The organism is Runella sp. CRIBMP (assembly GCF_009905605.1).
GTDB lineage: Bacteria > Bacteroidota > Bacteroidia > Cytophagales > Spirosomataceae > Runella.
On the sequence record NZ_JAAAKZ010000021.1, the window covers coordinates 28960 to 46349 of the forward strand.

Consider the following 17390-nt stretch of genomic DNA (forward strand, 5'->3'; position numbering starts at 1 on the left):
TTGAGGACAACAGGATAATATGAGTGTTATAGAAAAAGTACGTCGATTAAGTATAAAATTAATTAAGCAAATTTTGTTCAAAATAGAATCGAGGCCAATTTTTTCGGAAGAGTTGGAAATTAAAAATTATGGATTTGAGGTTGAAAATTCTGATAATCATAAACAAGTAAACTTGTATGGATTTCCTGTAAAATTAAGAAATCAATCTAGTGATTTTTTAGTATTTCAACAAGTTTTTATTAAAGGTGAATATAGAAAAGTTATTGAAATTATTAATGAAAATAAAATTTCAATCAATACTGTCATGGATTTAGGTGCAAATATTGGATTAACAACATTGTTTTTATTTCAATATTTCCCAAAAGCAAATTTTATTTGTGTAGAGCCAGATGAAGAAAATTACAAGCTTTTGAGATTTAATTTATTACCTCTTAAAAATACCCAAGTTTATAAAAATGCAGTTTGGTCCGAATATAAAGAAATTCATTTAAATCGTAATTTTAGAGATCAAAAAGATTGGTCTATTTCTGTTTCTGAAAACAATCAAGAGTCATATTCCAAAGTACAGACAGTTACAATTAATGATTTAGTGAAAGGAAATAACATTGATATAATAGATTTGCTGAAAATTGATATTGAAGGCTCAGAAAAGGAGTTGTTTAAAGACGTAGTAAGTGCCTCTTTTCTTGACTTTACAAGGGTTCTGGCTATTGAAATCCATGATGAATTTGATGTCAGATATAAAATTATATCTGAATTGTTGAATCGAAAATTCATTTTGATAAATGAAACGGAAACATTAATTGCAATAAATACAGCTCTTATTTGATTTTAAATAAGTAATTTTTAGGTTAGTATATGTTTTTTTCCATTATTACCTGTGCTCATAATCCCGATTTGTCAATTTTTGAACGATTAGTGAAAGCAGTGGATTCGCTAAAACTTACAAATGAGCTTGATTTTGAATGGATTATAGTAGATAATAACAGTAGTGTTGCTATTGAAAATATTACATTTATTCAGAAATTTCTTTCAGATAATGGTAGATTAAAAGTCATAAAAGAATTTAAACCAGGTCTGACAAATGCAAGGATAACGGGAGTTAACAATTCAAAAGGTGACTGGATTATATTCTTTGATGATGATAATGAACCTAAAGCAGATTATTTGCTAAATTCATTTCTACTATGCAAAAGCTTTCCTAATGTTAGATGCTGGGGGCCGGGAATTGTTTCTGTGGAGTTTACAGAAGGAGAAACCGAAGGTTGGTTATTAGATAAAAAATTTATCTTTCAGGAAAAATTTGTAGCAGGTAATTTGTATTCCAATGCTAATCATTGGGTGGATGTTTATCCCGCTGGGACAGGGTTAGTTATTAAAAGAGAAATGTTGGAAAATTATATTCTAAAAATAAACAGCGGAGATTATACATTAACAGATAGGTTAGGAGATGAGCTATCTAGTGGTGGAGATACGCAAATTGTTTTTAATGTTGTAAAGAATGGTTTTTGTGCTGGTGTGTCAGAAAGTCTAGTTATAAATCATTTAATTAATAAAAAAAAGCGTTCCTTTCACTACTTGAAAAGGCTTTTTTATTTAACAAATTCTAGTTACTTAAAGGCACATAATGAAGTATTTGTAGATTCACCTTTTCCATTAGTTTATAAAAATAATCTGCAAATTATTAAGAAAATTATCAAATGGGTATTGCTAAATAGAAAGAACTTGTTTGATAGATATTGTTTGCTTATTTTTTTTAGAGAAATGGGAGATATAAATAGACCTTACCTATATTCAAATAAACTTTCAAAGCCCTTAACTTTGAAAGTTTTAGAGTACATAATAAAGTCCTGAATAGATTTATTCATAACATGTATCCCATCCCTATTCTTTTTATTATTTTTAATAAAATAGACGAAACAAAGAGAGTTTTTGAAGTTATTAGACAACAAAGACCTGCTCATTTTTTTATTGCTGCCGATGGGCCAAGACCCAGCAAGGAAGGAGAAAAAGAAAAGTGTGACTATATCAAAACTTGGGTTGTAAATAATATAGATTGGCCCTGTGAAGTGAAAACTTTATTTCGGGAGCAAAATGTTGGCTGTGGTAAAGGCCCATCGGGAGCTATTTCATGGTTTTTTGAACACGTACAGGAGGGGATTATTTTAGAAGATGATTGCCTGCCCAATCATACCTTTTTTGGCTTTTGTGCTGATTTACTGGATAAGTATCGTGATGATGATCGTATCTCAATTGTTTCAGGGAATAATTTTCAGTTACAACAACCCATGCCTTTAACTTCGGATTATTACTTTTCGGTGTTTCCTAGTTCAAACGGATGGGCTACTTGGAAAAGGTCGTGGCAGTGCTTTGATTATTATATTATTGACTGGGTTAAATTGGAGAAAAAAGATTTTCTAAAATTCCTATTTGAGGATAAAGAGCACCAACAATGGTGGAAGCAAAAATTGGATTGGATACATCGGCACAAACCCAATGATATGTGGGATTTTCAGTTCCACTTTCTTTGTATGGCGCGACGACAGCTTGCTGTAATGCCAAAAGCAAATCTGGTTAAAAATATTGGATATGGACCTGATGCTACGCATTCGCAGGACCCTAATAACTATTTCGCCAATATGCCTACTTATGAGTTAAACTTTCCTTTGATACACCCCGAGCGTATTGAAAGAAATTATGAAGCAGATGTGTTCATACAAGACATGCTTTTTGGCAGAGCAGAAGTGGTTAGTAATTTCAAGAAAATGAAGCGGTTGATCAAACGCATCATTAAGTATACGCCTCGATGACGCTGCTATCGGTCATTACGATCAACTTGAATAACGGTGCAGGGCTTAAAAAAACGATTGAAAGTGTGGTCAGTCAGACCTTTCAGTCGTTTGAGTTTATTATCATTGATGGTGGATCAAAGGATGGCAGCATTAGTGTGATTGAGGAGTACTCTAAGTACCTCACTTATTGGATTTCAGAACCTGATCATGGTATTTACCACGCCATGAATAAAGGCATCAAGGTCGCCAAGGGGAACTATTGCTTATTCCTAAACTCAGGTGATTGGTTGGTTAATCATACCGTGTTAGCTCATGTTTTTTCCGAAACCCCTACGGCAGATATTATCGCGGGGGATGTATATTATTATGATAATCAGCGAAATACGATACAGTGGCATGTTGTATCGCCCGATGAATTGAGTGCCAAAACACTTTTCCAAGGTAGCTTGCCTCATCAGTCTACGTTCATTCGACGAGCTTTGTTTGAAAGTATAGGCTATTATAACGAGCGTCTGCGTATTGCGTCTGATTGGCTCTTTTTTGTGGAGGCGTTGCTGGAAAAAGGTTGTAGTTATAAACATTACAGTGGGGTGGTGTCTTATTTTAATATGGATGGAATAAGCTGTAATCCTGCCACGGATTCTCTGCCTAAAAGAGAGCAACTGAGCGTGCTTCAACAAAAGTATCCTTTGTTTTTGGCTGATTATGACCGCTTAGCTCAGTTGGAAGAACAGTCAAATCGGTGGGCGGCAAGCCGGGAATATCTTGTTTTTACTTATTTTCAAAAGATAGGATTGATTCAGGCGGGGGTGCTATTCTTGAGGTTAGTCCGCTTTTTGAAGCGTAAGGTGTTCTTTAACAGCTAATTATGAAATCATTTCTAAAAAAAATAGCTCAAAAATACGGGTACGATATTCTACACTTGCCTACTGACCCGTTGGTAAGGCAGCGACTAGATTTACTAAAGCAGTACGATATAAACTTGATTTTTGATATTGGTGCCAATGTAGGTCAGTATGCCCAAAAGATGAGGGAGATGGGGTATCAAGGCGAAATTGTTTCCTTTGAACCTCTACCTGCGGAATTTCAGCAACTCAAAAAAAAAGCGGAAGGTGATTTTCGGTGGAAAGCCGCGGAATTTGCGCTTGGTAATTTCAACGGGACGGCCGAAATCAACCTTGCCCAAAACTCATATAGCAGTTCAATTCTGGATATTTTGCCCGTGCACGTAGAAAGCGCGCCCGACTCTGTTTATGTGGGGACCCAAACTGTAACGGTCCGTCGGTTGGATGATGTGATAGAGCAATATTATCTCCCAGGCCAAAATATACTTGTTAAAATAGATACGCAAGGATTTGAAAGACAGGTGTTTGAGGGTAGTATGGCTTCGCTTTCCAAAATTAAGGGTTTCCAGATGGAATTGTCAATCGTGCCGCTGTACGAAGGCGAAACCCTGATGCAGGAAATGGTAGACTTGTTGAGAGGTCATGGATTTAAACTTAAACTTATAGAAGGCGGACACCGAAACTACGAGACGGGCGAGTTGCTTCAGGTAGAAGGGTATTTTTTTAAATGAAAATTTAATAAGATGAGTAAATATTTGTCCATTATTAAGTCTTTTAATTTAAAGTTATTAAGACAAAATTTAGTAAACCTTTTTGTGTTTAATTATCGTTTGGAATTTAGTAAACTACATGAAGATGTATTTATTCTCTCCAACAAACTAAGAAATACACGACTAGAACTACTTTATTTTAAAGTTTTGGACTATTATTCAAAAAATCCAAATCCATCACTTGAGAATGAGTTAAATTATTTAAAAGATCTAGGATACATTAGTGCATTTCCTTATAAAAGACTCAAATCGGTAGGAAATATTATTTGCAAATACGACCAAAATAAGAAAATGCCTTATGTATTACATACAAATAGTAAAAAACTATATTTTCCAGAAACTTGGACGATTGAAAGTATGAAGTCTCAATATCTGAATTTGGTAGAAACAGAGAATATTTTAGGGGGAAATTATCTCGAAAAAGCACCACATCAGTATCAGACTGAATATTTTTATGCAAAAAGTACGGATATTGTTCTTGATATTGGTGCTGCTGAAGGGTTGTTTTCTTTAGAAATGGTAGATAAAGTAAAAAAAATATATATATACGAAGCCGATGATTTATGGGTAAAAGCCCTAAAAGCTACTTTTGAGCCTTACCAAGATAAAGTAGTAATTGTAAATAAATATGTCTCAGATAAAGATTCAAAAAATGAAATAACATTAACTAACAGTCTTAAAAATGAGTCTTTGGAAGGTGTTTTTGTTAAAATGGATATTGAAGGAGATGAAATTAAAGTTATAAGTGGTAATAAAAGTATATTCGATAAATTAATTGACATTAGAATAGCATGCTGCACTTATCACAAAAAAGATGATGCACAAAATATAAAAAGCTTACTGGATTTTATGGGTTATTCAACAGAATTTTCTGATGGTTATGTTTTATTCTTTTGGGATGAAAATATTCAAGCACCATATTTTAGGCAGGGAATGATTCGAGCAAAAAAAGTTATCTAAATGGTAGTATTGCGAAATAGTAGTGGCCAATTAGGTAATAAATTGCTATTCAGTTCTCATATACTCGCTTATTGTCTTAGCAATAAGGAGACCTTTATAGACTTAATATTGTCCAGTGATGCAAAATATTTTTCGATACTTAATGGTATCAAAAACAAGGCGTTTCTAATTGAAAGTAAGGCATTTCGCTTTTTAATCAATATAATACTTCTGGTAATAAATAAATTAATGTGGAGTATTTTTAAGGTTCAATTAGTTGACAAACACAAAATTGGCTGGATACATACCGAAACTAAAAGTATTAATCGAATAAGTAGAGCTTTGGTTTTAGAAGGGGAAGGTTTTAGAAGTTCAGGAGATATTAAAATTCATACAGACACTATTAAATCCATTTTTACTCCTAAGAATAAGTTTTTAAAGCAAATTAAAACTGAAGCAATAAAATACCGTGGAGAAGGTTATACGCTGGTAGGTATTCATTTGAGACGGGGAGATTATAAGGATTGGATGGATGGAAAGTACTACTTTAATGACAGCGTATATAAAGCAGTGATTCAACAGGTTGAAAATTTAAAAATAGCAAAAAATATAAGATATATTTTGTTTTCAAATGAACCCATTCAAACTGAAAATTTTCAAGAAAAAAATATTTTTGTTAGTACTAATACAATGATTGTTGATATGTATTTATTGGCGGAATGTGATTATATTATTGGACCTCCGAGTACGTTTTCTGGCTGGGCTTCCTTTTATGGGAGTGTACCATTATATACCTTAGAATCCGATGTTTTTAAAATAACAAAGGAGCAATTTAATGTATTTCAACTTTAAGTTTATTTAAGTCATGAAACATAAAGTTGCTGTTGTAATACCAATTTATCGACTGATGCCGAATGAATTAGAGCTGAAGTCCTTGAATCAATGTTTAAATGTTCTAAAATCATACCCAATCATTTTTTTTTGCGCTAACTCTTTCGATTCATCAAACTACGAAAATATAGTAAAATCATATAGTATTACTTTTGAAAAGAAATGTTTTGATGATAAATATTTTAAAGACAAAAAAGGTTATAACTCCCTATGTTTAAATAAGTATTTTTACCAGTCGTTCGATAGTTTTGATTTTATGCTAATCTATCAACTAGATGCTTGGGTTTTTCGGGATGAATTAAACTATTGGTGTAGCCTTGGATATGATTATATTGGAGCCCCATTTCCAGAAGATTTTGATGCAAAGCAAAATGAAGTTGTTTTTTCGGTAGTTGGAAATGGAGGATTCTCTTTAAGGAAAATTAGCACCATTGTCAATATTCTAAGTGGAAATAAACGTTTAAAAAATTGGCAACAATTAATAAGTCCTAAAAGTAAAAGGGCTAAGATGAATCCACTACTTTATCCATATTTGTTTATAAGATATCTTGGATATCGTAATACTATTAATCACTTAAAAAAAGATATATGGGAAGATCATTTTTTTTCAGAAGTTTATAAACTTACATCCTACATCAATATCGCCCCTCCAGAATTAGCACTCGCATTTTCATTTGAATATAGACCAAGTGCTGCATTCGAGATAAATAATCAACTTCTTCCTTTTGGATGTCATGCTTGGCACTGGATAGAATATGATGAATTTTGGAGGAAATTTATTTAAAATATCTACTATAAAATAAATGAAATTATCAATTATAACCATTAATTTGAATAATGCCGAAGGTCTAAGACAAACCATTGAAAGCGTAATACCTCAACTAAATGATCAATGTGAATACATAATAATTGATGGTGATTCAACAGATGGTAGTTTAGAAATTATTAATGAGTTCGATGAAAAGATTGCCTATTGGATTTCAGAGCCCAATCGAGGAATATATGGAGATATGAACAAAGGAATATTAAAGGCAAAAGGCGAATACTGTTTGTTTCTAAATTCAGGAGATTGGCTAAATAAGAATATAATTGAAAGAACCATCAGAGAGTGTACTGGAGAAGATATAATTTGTTTTAATACCTACTTAAGTTACAATAATACCAAATTTGAAGCATTGAAGTATTCCTCTAGTGTAACCATGAGAAGTTTTTTTAACAGGACAATTGGACACCAATCTACTTTAATAAAAACGGGGCTGTTTTCCAGATTTGGAATGTATAATGAAAATAATAAAATCCATTCCGATTATGAGTTTTGGATAAAATCCTTAATCATTGGAAATTGCTCGTATAAATATGTTGATGAATTTCTATCCTACTACGATACGGACGGTATAAGTTCTAAGCCAAATGAACATACCCTGAAAGAGATGAAATCAATACTTACTCGACATCTACCTACTCGGGTGCTTGCTGACTACGAGGATTGGTTTCATAAAGAAAGAGAAATGGAGACATTGATGTGGTACAAGCGCCAAGGCATTCTGTATGGTTTTCTTGTATTTATCTACAAAGTGGTTAAAAATTGTAGAAAACTATCCAAAATGAAGTATTAACAGATGTTTGAGACGCCCATTTTACTGATTATTTTCAATCGGCCCAATGCTGCTCAGCTAGTATTTGAGCAAATAAAGAAAGTCAAACCCAAGTACCTATTCGTAGCAGCTGACGGACCAAGGCCCGATAGAACTGATGACGTTCAAAAATGTAATGCTACGCGGGAAATCATCAAGCAAATAGATTGGAGATGTGATTTACAAACCCTATTCCGTGAAGAAAATAGAGGCTGTGGGTACGGCCCTGCTGAAGCAATTACGTGGTTTTTTGAGCACGTAGAGCAGGGGATTATCCTAGAGGATGACTGTTTGGCTGATACTAGTTTCTTCCATTTCTGTGAAGTATTACTTGAAAAATATAAAGATAATGAAAAGCTCTTTATGATAAGTGGAACTAATCCACTGACTAATTGGAGAAATGAGAAGTACTCTTATATATTTTCCAAAAATGGTTTTAATTGGGGGTGGGCTACTTGGCAAAGAGCATGGAAACATTTTGATTACAATGCAACTCAATGGGGGACTGATGATGGAAAAAAGAGAGTAAAGATGTTCTTAAAAAACGATACTTATTATAATCACTTTTCAAGTGAGTTTGATAATTATTTTAAAGATATACGAAGAGACGTCTGGGACTTTCAATGGCTATTTTGCCGTTTCTATCATGGTGGTTACAGTATTGTGCCTACCAAAAACCTAATTTCAAATGTTGGTTTTAATGAGAACGCAACCCACACTTTTTATGACAATGATCTGCTCTCCAATTTGCCAGCAGGAAAAGTAGATTTTCCGCTGATTAATCCTAAATTTAGAATCAACAATTTTTTCGATTGGGTAGTTTTTGAAAGATTTATCAATCCTAAAAAAAGAACATTAGTAAAAAGGGTAGCCCTTAAACTAATAAAAATCCTTTCTAAGTGAAAATATTATCATTAAGTCATAGCGATGTAAACGGAGGAGCTGCAAGAGCAGCATATAGAATTTTTGAAGCACTTAACGAATCTGGAGTCGATATTAAAATGTTAGTTAAACATAAAGGCTCTTCCAACAATAACGTCTTAGAGATAAGTGAATTTTCAAAGAATATTATTGCCGATAAGATTGATATTTGGAAAACAAAAATTGAAAATAAATACTATAAGAATAAACTTAAAAATTATAATCTCAATGGAGATACCTTTATCTCGAATCTAAGTTCAATTTCTCTGAAAAAAGCCCTAAGTAGTATTGATTTTGATATAATACACCTGCATTGGGTTTCTCACCAGTTTCTTAATGTACATGACCTAATAAATATCAATACGCCCATAGTTTGGACATTACACGATTGCTTTCCTTTTACGGGTATTTGTCATTATTTTGATAAATGTGATAAGTATACCAAATCATGCGGATCCTGCCCCGTGTTAAATTCAAATAATGAGAAAGATTTATCACGAGACATTTGGAATAAAAAAGCAAAACTTTATAAAAAGCTTAACATTAATGTTGTAACTCCGAGCAAATGGTTAGGTAATTGCGCATCCCAAAGTTCATTGTTTTGTAGATTTCCTGTATCTGTTATTCCTTACCCTATTGATATAGAAATATTTAAACCAACCAATAAAAACCCTGCTAGAATTAGTCTGGGATTAAATGCCAATAAGAAATATGTTTTATTTGGTGCAATGAATGCCTTAGTTGATTCTAGAAAAGGATTTCATTATTTTAAATCAGCGTTCGAATATTTTTCTTCCACTGACACTGATAATACAGAGATATTGATACTAGGTTCGCAAGAAAATGATTATGATTCCATAAATGGATACAAAGTTAGATTTATGGGGCATGTTGATGATGAAATAAAATTAATAAATTTGTTGAATGCGGCAGATGTGGTAGTTGTTCCTTCAATATCCGAGAATCTTTCCTTAGTTATTATGGAATCATTGTCATGTGGAATACCTGTCGTCGCATTTGATATAGGTGGAAATGCTGATATGATTGATCACAAGAGTAATGGTTATCTAGCCTCTCCCTATTCAGTTGAAGATTTATCAAATGGCATCTATTGGTGTTTAGAACATACAATAAGTAATCAATTATCCGACTATTCAAGAAAAAAAGTAGTAGACAACTTTTCTAAAAACACAATCGCTAACAAATATCAAACATTATACAATAGTTTATAAAGTTTCAATATGGCTTGTTGTATTTCTCTATATATATAGAATGGCTTTGTTGCATGGCTCTCTTTTCAAAGGAATTAATGCTAAAAGACCAGTAAGAAGTGAGTTTTTACATGCCAAACAGCCAATTCTAAACAGACTCTCCCTTACAAAAGCTGTACAAAACACATTTAACATTGTATTTTATTGATATAAAATAACCATGCAACAAAGTCATATAGAATTAAAAAGTAAAACTTTGTTATATGTAATGGTACTATTAGCTGGTACACCCTAAAATGATATAGTTACTTCCAAAACTATTGACTATTGTGGCGTTCATAAATCAAAAATTATTTTGCCTCAAAAGTGATGGCCAATATCAATCATGCCCAAACTTTCCATCATTACCATTAATTACAACAACGTTGAAGGGCTGAAAAAAACCATCGAAAGCGTGGTTAACCAAACCTCCCAAGATGTTGAATATTTGGTCATTGATGGCGGTTCAACCGATGGGAGTGTGGAGACAATCAAGAAATATGCTGATAGAATTAACCATTGGGTAAGCGAGCCCGACGGAGGGATTTATCAGGCCATGAACAAAGGGATTTTGAAAGCAACGGGTGAGTATTGCCAATTCCTAAACTCTGGAGACTATCTGATGACACTGGACGTGACCGCGAAAATGCTCGACAAAATGCCCGAGTGCAGTATTTTGTACGGCAATAAAATTCGAGAAGTCAACGGTAAGACGCAGGTAGAGCGCAGTTATGCGGGTCGACAAGTGACGCTGTTGGATATGTATTTATCCACTTTTTTTCACGCGCCCGCTTACATCAAAAGGTCGCTGTTTGATACCTACGGGTTGTACGATGAATCGCTCAAAATCGTGTCGGACTGGAAATTTTACCTCATAGCCATTGGATTAAACAACGAAAAAGTCGTGTACAAAGACATTGATTTGGTGTGGTTTGACCCCAACGGAATCAGCAGTACCCATAAAGCATTGGATAAACAAGAACGAACAGCGGTGTTGGAGCAGGTGCTACCGCCAAACATTCGGTTGGACTATGAAGAGTTTGCGCGTGACGGTCAAATCATGCGTCGGCTAAAAAAAAGTAAATGGGCTTGGTTTATGGTCCTTAATCTCTACCGACTCTTTTTTAGAGTTGATAAGTATTTGTAAAACAATTGATTATGAAGCAATTTCTTTCTGGAATCCTTGATAAGTTAGGGTTTATGGTCGTTACCAAACGAAAAATAAAGACTTATCAGTTGGCAAAACTAGAACAAGAATACCCGATGTTGGAAGACAAAGGCGTATTCATAAAAGCGCGCGCCAACGGAGGAATAAAGGAAAAACTGGTGGCACAAGGCAAAACCCGCTGGCTTGAAATCGGCTGCGGGGGTACATTCGATGACTATTTTGTGTACATCGACCTGTTTCCAGAAACCTTGGTCAATCAAAAAGGGAAGTACTATAGACTGGATATGGTGAATGCCACCGATGAGAGTCTTCAAAAACTTGGCAAATTTGACTTGATACGGATGCAGCACGTGTTTGAGCATTTTACGCCCGAAGCAGGAAGGACCGTATTGGAGAATTGCGCCAAGCTTCTCAACCAAGACGGGTACATCCTTATCTCTACCCCTGATCTAAGAAAGTACATCGGATTTTATTTGTCGGGTCAAATCAGAAATAATTTTGATTGGGCTTTAAACAGAATCCCGAGAGATAGTCCCAACAGCTTTTATTTTTCCGTTTTTTCGCATAGCCTGCCCTTTGAAAAACACGAATGGTGCTATGACGCCGAGGGGTTACTTTATCAACTGGAGACGGTCGGAAAATTTAAAAACGCCCGAGAAATTACGCTTGAAGATGAAATGGCCAATGTTCCTTTTACCCACAATCGGCCCAACGAAGATGTTTGTGTGCTGGCTCAATTGAAGTAGGTTAACCATGAAAGTGTATCTTGACCCTTGGACCGATGTAGATTATACCGCGTTTTATATTCAAGGTCTGTACGAAATGTATGGCAGCAAAAATGTTCAGTTTTCCAGTCGTTATTTTAATGGGAAAAAACCTAATCTGGCTTTAAAGTTTGTGGTAGAAAACGGAGCAAAAATTAGTAGGTACGTGATTGATTGGAGTGACGCAACCACCGTGGAGCGGGAAGATTATGAGTGGTGCGACGTTTACGGCAAAATCAATTACAACGAAAAAGCAACGCCCGAAGAGTTAAGAGGGAAAATCATCAGCATGGCTCCAGGGTTTGGTATCAAAATATGGAGTTTATCTAAGAGCGTGTTTCTGGCGGGTTCAAACTGTCTTAGAGCAACCCCTCCATTGAATCAAACCAAGCGGTTTTTGTCAAAGTACATAAAGCACAACCGGCATCTTCCGATAGAAAGTTATCGTCCGAGACCATCAAAGAGCGATTATGTTTTCTCCGTAAGTGCCTTGTGGAACAGTGATGAGTGGATTCGCAATGATGAAACCGTCAATTTATACCGCGCTCGTTTTTTTGAGGTCTGTAAATCAATCAAAAACCTGCATTTTGAAGGTGGGTTTGTGTATAGCCAAATCAAAAATAGGAATCCTCGTTTTCAACATTTGATGTTGGAGACGGATTGGATTTTGAAAGAAGAATACATCGCTAAAATCAAGGACTCAACAATTGTTTTTAATACGCCTGCTTGGGCGATGTGCCACGGGTGGAAGCTGGGAGAATATTTGGCCTTGGGCAAAGCCATTATTTCAACGCCCTTGATAAATGATTTACCCGCTCCGCTTGAACATGGGAAGCACATTCATTACGTATCTGGCCAAGAAGATGAGATAAAAAAAGCCGTTGAACTTTTGCTTAATGATAAACAATACAGGCAGCATTTAGAAAAGGGTGCGTATGAGTATTATGCAAAGTATGCATCGCCTAGTCAATCGGTAAAACTTCTGGTTGGAGAGGTTTGTGAATGATGACGTCCAGCTTTGAAGCTATACTTTTGGTATGTCAGCTACAATCTGTCCAAATGCAAAGAATAATAAATAATGGAATAAAAAAAGTATGATACCTGAAAATTTAGAGTTCAGAATATTAAAAAAAATAAGATTGCTGAATTTATTCAATGTATCTAAAAAAATCTTGTATGGACGCCATAAAATTAATATCCCTATTGTGGGAGGACTTGGATACCCCAATCTTTACTTAAAACCCAATTGGCTTTATTTACTCGTTAATGAGTTGTTTGTTTCAGATGGACTAACCTTTGTTGATGTAGGGGCAAATATTGGCCAAACGCTCTTATCTGTCAAGACCGCTGAAAAACAAATAAATTACATAGGCTTTGAACCCGCCGTTTCATGCTGTTATTATTTAAAAGAATTAATAAGGGCTAATGATTTTCAAAACTGCCACATTTATAATTTTGCACTTTCAAATAAATTAGAGCAGATATTCTTGGAAAGAAACAATGATGCTGACCCTACAGCGTCGATTGTAGAAGAGCTTCGACCTCAATTTTTTAGTCTGAAAGACGCTGTTATATCACTCAATTTGGATGTTTTGGCATTGGATGCGTCAATTAATTGTGTAAAGATTGATATTGAGGGGGCCGAATTAGAGGCTCTAAAGGGTATGGAAAAACTAATTCGCAAGAATCGTCCTTTTATTGTCTGCGAAATTTTGGATAGTTTTAGTGATGAAGTCTTTGAATTTACCCAAAAGAGAGCTTCTGAGGTATGTTCTTTCCTTAAAGCACTCGATTATTCAATTATTCAAATCGTACAGGATGAGACGACAGAACGGATTATTTCGTTTCATCAAATTGATACCATCAATTTGATACAATGGAATAAAAAAAGCCTACAACTCAATGATTATATTTTTTTTTCATCGACAAAGACAGAAATGATAGTAGATATTTTAGCTAAAATGAGTAGCAGAGCTACATGATTTTACTCTTTTTGCTATTGGTCTGATAGCCATGAAAAAAGAAACATGAAACTTCAATATAGTACCATTAATATCCAAAATATACGCCCTATATTTGAGTTTTAAAATAGCAAGTATGCAGTTACGGTTTCCTATAAAAAATATTAAAATACAGCTAAAAAGCGTAAAAAAAGACATTGCAGAACCCAATCATTGTTATCCTTCGGTATGTCTTAATCAGCATGAATTTTTGCTTGATTTGGATGGGATTGCCTGCTTTTATGCCTGCAATGGGAACTATATAGAACTAATGCCTTATCCTAATGTTACTCAAAATGCATTGGAATTGTACCTAAATGGATCTGTGTATGGTGCTATATTGCATCAGCGGAAAAACTTGCCCATGCATGGCAGTTGCTTTAGTTTTCAAGAGGTAGGGGTAATGATTTGTGGAGAATCAGGCGTTGGAAAGTCATCACTCACAGCCTCATTTTGTCTGAATGGTGCGGATTTTTTAACTGACGACATTACTCCTATTTTTATAAAAGAGGGGAAACCATTTATATGGGCTATTTCAGACCGTATAAAATTGTGGAGCGATAGCTTACAACAGCTCAATCAGAATGAGGAGGAGTTGGTCCGGATTGTGCCTGAGCGGGAAAAATTTTATTTCCCAATGGAGTCAGATAAAGGGGAAGAAGTTGCGTTAGATCATGTTTTTGTACTCCAAATCTATGATAAATCGACCGTGAAAATTCAGGAACTGAAAGGTGTAGAAAAATTTACGGCGCTGCGTAATGAAATATATCGTAAAGAATTCCTTCAAGGAATGCCCGAAAGTGAGGCTGTATACCTTACACAACTGATTGCAATAAGCCAGACGGTGAAGATAACGAAAGTGTATCGACCCGCTGATATTTCCATTGAGCAGTTGCGACTTGAACTCGAAAAATGTATTTTAACATTCCTAACTAAACAGAGTGCCGCAGAAGCAGTAGTATGAAACAAGTTATAAAATTCAGCAAATTGTCAATACAGGAAAAATTGCTTTTTATGGAAGCACTGTTATTTTCGTATGCGGCTAAAGTTTTGCTTTTGGTTTTCCCGTTTAAATACTGCTTGAAGTTTGTCTCTAACGACAACTGTAAACATACCCAACCAGATGTGCGAGAACTGAAACAAATAAAAAAAGCCGTTTATCGTATCAATGCACTGGCATTTTGGGACAATAAATGTTTGGTGATGAGCTTTGCGTCGCGGTGGATGCTGCAACGCCGTCGCATTCCCTCCCAAATTTCGCTGGGAGTAGCCTTTGACGAAAAAAATAACCTAATGGCCCACGCTTGGCTCAAGACCTGCGAATATGAAATCGTAGATAAGGGAGGAAATTACCGCGAATTGTATCAATTTTAAATGACTTTTTTTATATTTACCAACCAAAACACAAAAAACGATGGAAACGCAAAACAACAACAAGAAGAGCTGGGCAAAGCCAACTGTTTTATCTTTAGATATCAATAAAGAAACTTATTCTGCAGACGGTAAAGGAGACCGTGAGGTAGGACAAGGTGATGCCGCAAATCAAACAAAATCCATCCCATCTTAAATAATGCTGTACGGGGAGTTTTCTCTTGTACCTTATCTACAGAAAAGTACATCTATTGGTTGTCTCCAAAAAACAATAGAATGGAAGGGTAGCGTTCATCATCAGGTAACGTACGAAAATTTTTCGGGCGGTTTTTTTTTGCATCCTGATTTGCCTTTTAAGTTTGAAGAGAGCCTGCACATTGATACCAATCAAAAGTTGTTGGTATTGATGTCTGGCTCGATTTATAATCACCTTGAACTAGGAGCTGGGTCGGAGGTTATGTCGTTACCTGCCCTCGTTGCTCGCGCATTTTTGCGTAACGGCCCCGATTTCGTCAAAACATTGAATGGAGATTTTAGCATAGCTATTTACCAGCCAGAAGATAATACGCTGTTCCTTTTTCGAGACCATCTGGGTATCAATCCATTGGCATATACCTTGCAGGGTGATTCTCTCTTCTTCTCTTTCGATATTATTAGTTTATGTCGGACTTTTCATGATGAAGGCAAGAGAATGAATATGGAGCCCATTATCTCTATATATAAGCCCGTAAATATGACCTTAACGCCTAACGAAAAGGTGCAAAAACTAAAGGCTGGTCATTTTCTACAATTCAATGCCGATGGGGTTAAAATCCAAAAGTACTGGAATCCTGAACGAATCAAAACGGATAATAAACTCTCCCAATCCCAAATGTTGGCGGAGATTAAAACACTTCTTCACGACGCTGTGCATATTCGTTCTGATCAGCGTTTCAAGGCTGGTGCGCACTTAAGTGGTGGCTTTGACTCAAGCACCGTGGCCGTGCTCGCTCGAAAAGAGTATGCAAATCAAGCGCAGTTTTATGGCTACTCTTGGTCTCCTGACAATAGTATGCCTGAAAAGAATGAACTCGATGAAAGAGAATTGGTGAAACAAACCTGTCAAATGGCGGGAATTGAACCAGTTTTTACGCATGTTGAAGTAGAAGATTTTATAGATTTGACCCAAAATTCTTTGAAAAATTTTATGTATTTTTTTGAAGAAAAAGCGTTAAATCTGGCTAATCAACATAAAACCAATCTTTTGTTTAGCGGATGGGGAGGGGATGAATTTATCAGTTTTGGCAGTTTGGGCGTAGACTCAGACCTCATTTTCAACTTTCAATGGCGGACTTTTCTTAAGAAAAATCCACTGAATAACCCAAAAAAAATCATCACCTATCTTTTATACCGAGTTTTGTTTCCCGCCATTGAATTTGTCCCTTTTAGAGTAAGAAAAAGCTATATTGATGCACTACGTTTTTTTAAAAAGGAGCATCGGGGGTTTCATCAAGAAACCTATAAAAGATATAATTATTATCGCTCGCGTCGAGGTTATCAAGTGAGTATGTTATATACTTATCATCTCTCTGAGCGTACTGAACAATGGGCGGTAATGGGGTATAGAAATGGGGTAGTGTATCGGTATCCTTTGTTGGATAGACGGATTGTTGAGTATATGTTGAAAGTCCCCTCCAAGGCATTGGTGAAGGATAGCAAATATACCCGCATTATTCTTCGAGAAATCACCGAAGGGTTGTTGCCTGAAGAAGTAAGATGGAGAATTGGGAAAGCTGACCCTGCTTTTTTTTCTCTTGTAAAGAAGCAGTCTAAAGAAAGAGGTTTACTCTTTATAAATGAGGTAGAAGAATTTAAAAAGAACCCAAATTTGTATTTTGTTGATTTTAATTTACTTGAAGAAGAAATAAAAAAATTTAGAGAAAATCCTAGATACCCCGATGTGTCAAAATTATGTGGAGACATTGTCGCTTTTAAGATGTTCCATGAATTTACGAAAAGTTATCAGGAGAAAATAGAAGATTCAGTACTGGCATCTTAAAACTTAG

19 protein-coding genes are annotated in these 17390 nt (G+C 35.2%); all 19 read left to right on the forward strand.

What is annotated here, in order from left to right:
- Nucleotides 1-19 precede the first annotated feature (19 nt).
- The 19 genes from GVN20_RS26565 to GVN20_RS26655 all read left to right on the forward strand — a co-directional run bounded on the left by GVN20_RS26565 (nucleotide 20) and on the right by GVN20_RS26655 (nucleotide 17383).
- Nucleotides 20-829 carry an FkbM family methyltransferase gene (locus tag GVN20_RS26565; protein ID WP_166561254.1) on the forward strand — a complete coding sequence of 270 codons (810 nt, stop codon included), beginning with the start codon at nucleotides 20-22 and terminating at the stop codon, nucleotides 827-829.
- A 29-nt stretch (nucleotides 830-858) separates the two neighbouring features.
- Nucleotides 859-1854, forward strand: coding sequence for a glycosyltransferase family 2 protein (locus tag GVN20_RS26570; protein WP_166561255.1), 996 nt, complete (start codon nucleotides 859-861; stop codon nucleotides 1852-1854).
- A gap of 17 nt (nucleotides 1855-1871) precedes the next feature.
- A complete protein-coding gene (locus tag GVN20_RS26575) occupies nucleotides 1872-2810 on the forward strand; it encodes a nucleotide-diphospho-sugar transferase (protein WP_166561256.1) in 939 nt (312 codons plus the stop codon).
- Nucleotides 2807-3658 carry a glycosyltransferase family 2 protein gene (locus GVN20_RS26580; protein WP_166561257.1) on the forward strand — a complete coding sequence of 284 codons (852 nt, stop codon included), beginning with the start codon at nucleotides 2807-2809 and terminating at the stop codon, nucleotides 3656-3658. The genes GVN20_RS26575 and GVN20_RS26580 overlap by 4 nt, the downstream gene beginning before the upstream one ends.
- Before the next feature lie 2 nt (nucleotides 3659-3660).
- Nucleotides 3661-4368: an FkbM family methyltransferase gene (locus GVN20_RS26585; RefSeq protein WP_166561258.1), complete on the forward strand. Its 708-nt coding sequence runs from the start codon at nucleotides 3661-3663 to the stop codon at nucleotides 4366-4368.
- Nucleotides 4369-4380: 12 nt separating this feature from the next.
- Nucleotides 4381-5367 (forward strand): hypothetical protein, encoded by a 987-nt coding sequence (locus GVN20_RS26590; RefSeq protein ID WP_166561259.1) that lies wholly within the window; start codon nucleotides 4381-4383, stop codon nucleotides 5365-5367.
- Complete coding sequence (locus tag GVN20_RS26595; RefSeq protein WP_166561260.1) at nucleotides 5368-6198, forward strand: alpha-1,2-fucosyltransferase; 831 nt, start codon at nucleotides 5368-5370, stop codon at nucleotides 6196-6198.
- Nucleotides 6199-6211: 13 nt separating this feature from the next.
- On the forward strand, nucleotides 6212-7021 hold the full coding sequence (locus tag GVN20_RS26600) for a DUF5672 family protein (protein WP_166561261.1): 810 nt from the start codon (nucleotides 6212-6214) through the stop codon (nucleotides 7019-7021).
- A 19-nt stretch (nucleotides 7022-7040) separates the two neighbouring features.
- Nucleotides 7041-7853, forward strand: a complete 813-nt coding sequence (locus tag GVN20_RS26605) for a glycosyltransferase family 2 protein (protein WP_255455469.1) — start codon at nucleotides 7041-7043, stop codon at nucleotides 7851-7853.
- A 3-nt stretch (nucleotides 7854-7856) separates the two neighbouring features.
- Nucleotides 7857-8774 (forward strand): hypothetical protein, encoded by a 918-nt coding sequence (locus tag GVN20_RS26610; protein WP_166561263.1) that lies wholly within the window; start codon nucleotides 7857-7859, stop codon nucleotides 8772-8774.
- Nucleotides 8771-10024: a glycosyltransferase gene (locus GVN20_RS30065; protein ID WP_166561264.1), complete on the forward strand. Its 1254-nt coding sequence runs from the start codon at nucleotides 8771-8773 to the stop codon at nucleotides 10022-10024. Before GVN20_RS26610 ends, GVN20_RS30065 begins: the two co-directional genes overlap by 4 nt.
- Nucleotides 10025-10388: 364 nt before the next feature.
- The gene (locus GVN20_RS26620) at nucleotides 10389-11189 is read left to right on the forward strand and encodes a glycosyltransferase family 2 protein (RefSeq protein WP_166561265.1); all 801 of its coding nucleotides are present in this window, start codon (nucleotides 10389-10391) and stop codon (nucleotides 11187-11189) included.
- A gap of 11 nt (nucleotides 11190-11200) precedes the next feature.
- Entirely contained in the window at nucleotides 11201-11956 is a 756-nt protein-coding gene (locus GVN20_RS26625; protein WP_166561266.1) for a methyltransferase domain-containing protein, read from the forward strand.
- A 7-nt stretch (nucleotides 11957-11963) separates the two neighbouring features.
- The gene (locus GVN20_RS26630) at nucleotides 11964-12980 is read left to right on the forward strand and encodes a glycosyltransferase (protein ID WP_166561267.1); all 1017 of its coding nucleotides are present in this window, start codon (nucleotides 11964-11966) and stop codon (nucleotides 12978-12980) included.
- An 88-nt stretch (nucleotides 12981-13068) separates the two neighbouring features.
- Nucleotides 13069-13956, forward strand: coding sequence for an FkbM family methyltransferase (locus GVN20_RS26635; protein WP_166561268.1), 888 nt, complete (start codon nucleotides 13069-13071; stop codon nucleotides 13954-13956).
- A gap of 115 nt (nucleotides 13957-14071) precedes the next feature.
- The gene (locus GVN20_RS26640) at nucleotides 14072-14938 is read left to right on the forward strand and encodes a hypothetical protein (RefSeq protein ID WP_166561269.1); all 867 of its coding nucleotides are present in this window, start codon (nucleotides 14072-14074) and stop codon (nucleotides 14936-14938) included.
- 50 nt (nucleotides 14939-14988) lie between these two features.
- Nucleotides 14989-15348 (forward strand): lasso peptide biosynthesis B2 protein, encoded by a 360-nt coding sequence (locus GVN20_RS26645; RefSeq protein ID WP_166561270.1) that lies wholly within the window; start codon nucleotides 14989-14991, stop codon nucleotides 15346-15348.
- A 40-nt stretch (nucleotides 15349-15388) separates the two neighbouring features.
- On the forward strand, nucleotides 15389-15541 hold the full coding sequence (locus GVN20_RS26650) for a hypothetical protein (protein ID WP_166561271.1): 153 nt from the start codon (nucleotides 15389-15391) through the stop codon (nucleotides 15539-15541).
- A 3-nt stretch (nucleotides 15542-15544) separates the two neighbouring features.
- Nucleotides 15545-17383, forward strand: coding sequence for an asparagine synthase-related protein (locus GVN20_RS26655; protein WP_166561272.1), 1839 nt, complete (start codon nucleotides 15545-15547; stop codon nucleotides 17381-17383).
- The last annotated feature ends 7 nt before the right edge of the window (nucleotides 17384-17390 follow it).

Excerpts from the sequence above, each read along its gene's own strand:
- GVN20_RS26605 (WP_255455469.1), top strand. The coding sequence starts at position 7,041 with ATGAAATTATCAATTATAACCATTAATTTGAATAATGCCGAAGGTCTA.
- GVN20_RS26575 (WP_166561256.1), top strand. The coding sequence starts at position 1,872 with ATGTATCCCATCCCTATTCTTTTTATTATTTTTAATAAAATAGACGAA.
- GVN20_RS26585 (WP_166561258.1), top strand. The coding sequence starts at position 3,661 with ATGAAATCATTTCTAAAAAAAATAGCTCAAAAATACGGGTACGATATT.
- GVN20_RS26565 (WP_166561254.1), top strand. The coding sequence starts at position 20 with ATGAGTGTTATAGAAAAAGTACGTCGATTAAGTATAAAATTAATTAAG.
- GVN20_RS26570 (WP_166561255.1), top strand. The coding sequence starts at position 859 with ATGTTTTTTTCCATTATTACCTGTGCTCATAATCCCGATTTGTCAATT.
- GVN20_RS26640 (WP_166561269.1), top strand. The coding sequence starts at position 14,072 with ATGCAGTTACGGTTTCCTATAAAAAATATTAAAATACAGCTAAAAAGC.
- GVN20_RS26630 (WP_166561267.1), top strand. The coding sequence starts at position 11,964 with ATGAAAGTGTATCTTGACCCTTGGACCGATGTAGATTATACCGCGTTT.
- GVN20_RS26655 (WP_166561272.1), top strand. The coding sequence starts at position 15,545 with ATGCTGTACGGGGAGTTTTCTCTTGTACCTTATCTACAGAAAAGTACA.
- GVN20_RS26620 (WP_166561265.1), top strand. The coding sequence starts at position 10,389 with ATGCCCAAACTTTCCATCATTACCATTAATTACAACAACGTTGAAGGG.
- GVN20_RS26595 (WP_166561260.1), top strand. The coding sequence starts at position 5,368 with ATGGTAGTATTGCGAAATAGTAGTGGCCAATTAGGTAATAAATTGCTA.
- GVN20_RS26590 (WP_166561259.1), top strand. The coding sequence starts at position 4,381 with ATGAGTAAATATTTGTCCATTATTAAGTCTTTTAATTTAAAGTTATTA.
- GVN20_RS26580 (WP_166561257.1), top strand. The coding sequence starts at position 2,807 with ATGACGCTGCTATCGGTCATTACGATCAACTTGAATAACGGTGCAGGG.
- GVN20_RS26625 (WP_166561266.1), top strand. The coding sequence starts at position 11,201 with ATGAAGCAATTTCTTTCTGGAATCCTTGATAAGTTAGGGTTTATGGTC.
- GVN20_RS26635 (WP_166561268.1), top strand. The coding sequence starts at position 13,069 with ATGATACCTGAAAATTTAGAGTTCAGAATATTAAAAAAAATAAGATTG.
- GVN20_RS26600 (WP_166561261.1), top strand. The coding sequence starts at position 6,212 with ATGAAACATAAAGTTGCTGTTGTAATACCAATTTATCGACTGATGCCG.
- GVN20_RS26610 (WP_166561263.1), top strand. The coding sequence starts at position 7,857 with ATGTTTGAGACGCCCATTTTACTGATTATTTTCAATCGGCCCAATGCT.
- GVN20_RS26650 (WP_166561271.1), top strand. The coding sequence starts at position 15,389 with ATGGAAACGCAAAACAACAACAAGAAGAGCTGGGCAAAGCCAACTGTT.
- GVN20_RS26645 (WP_166561270.1), top strand. The coding sequence starts at position 14,989 with ATGGAAGCACTGTTATTTTCGTATGCGGCTAAAGTTTTGCTTTTGGTT.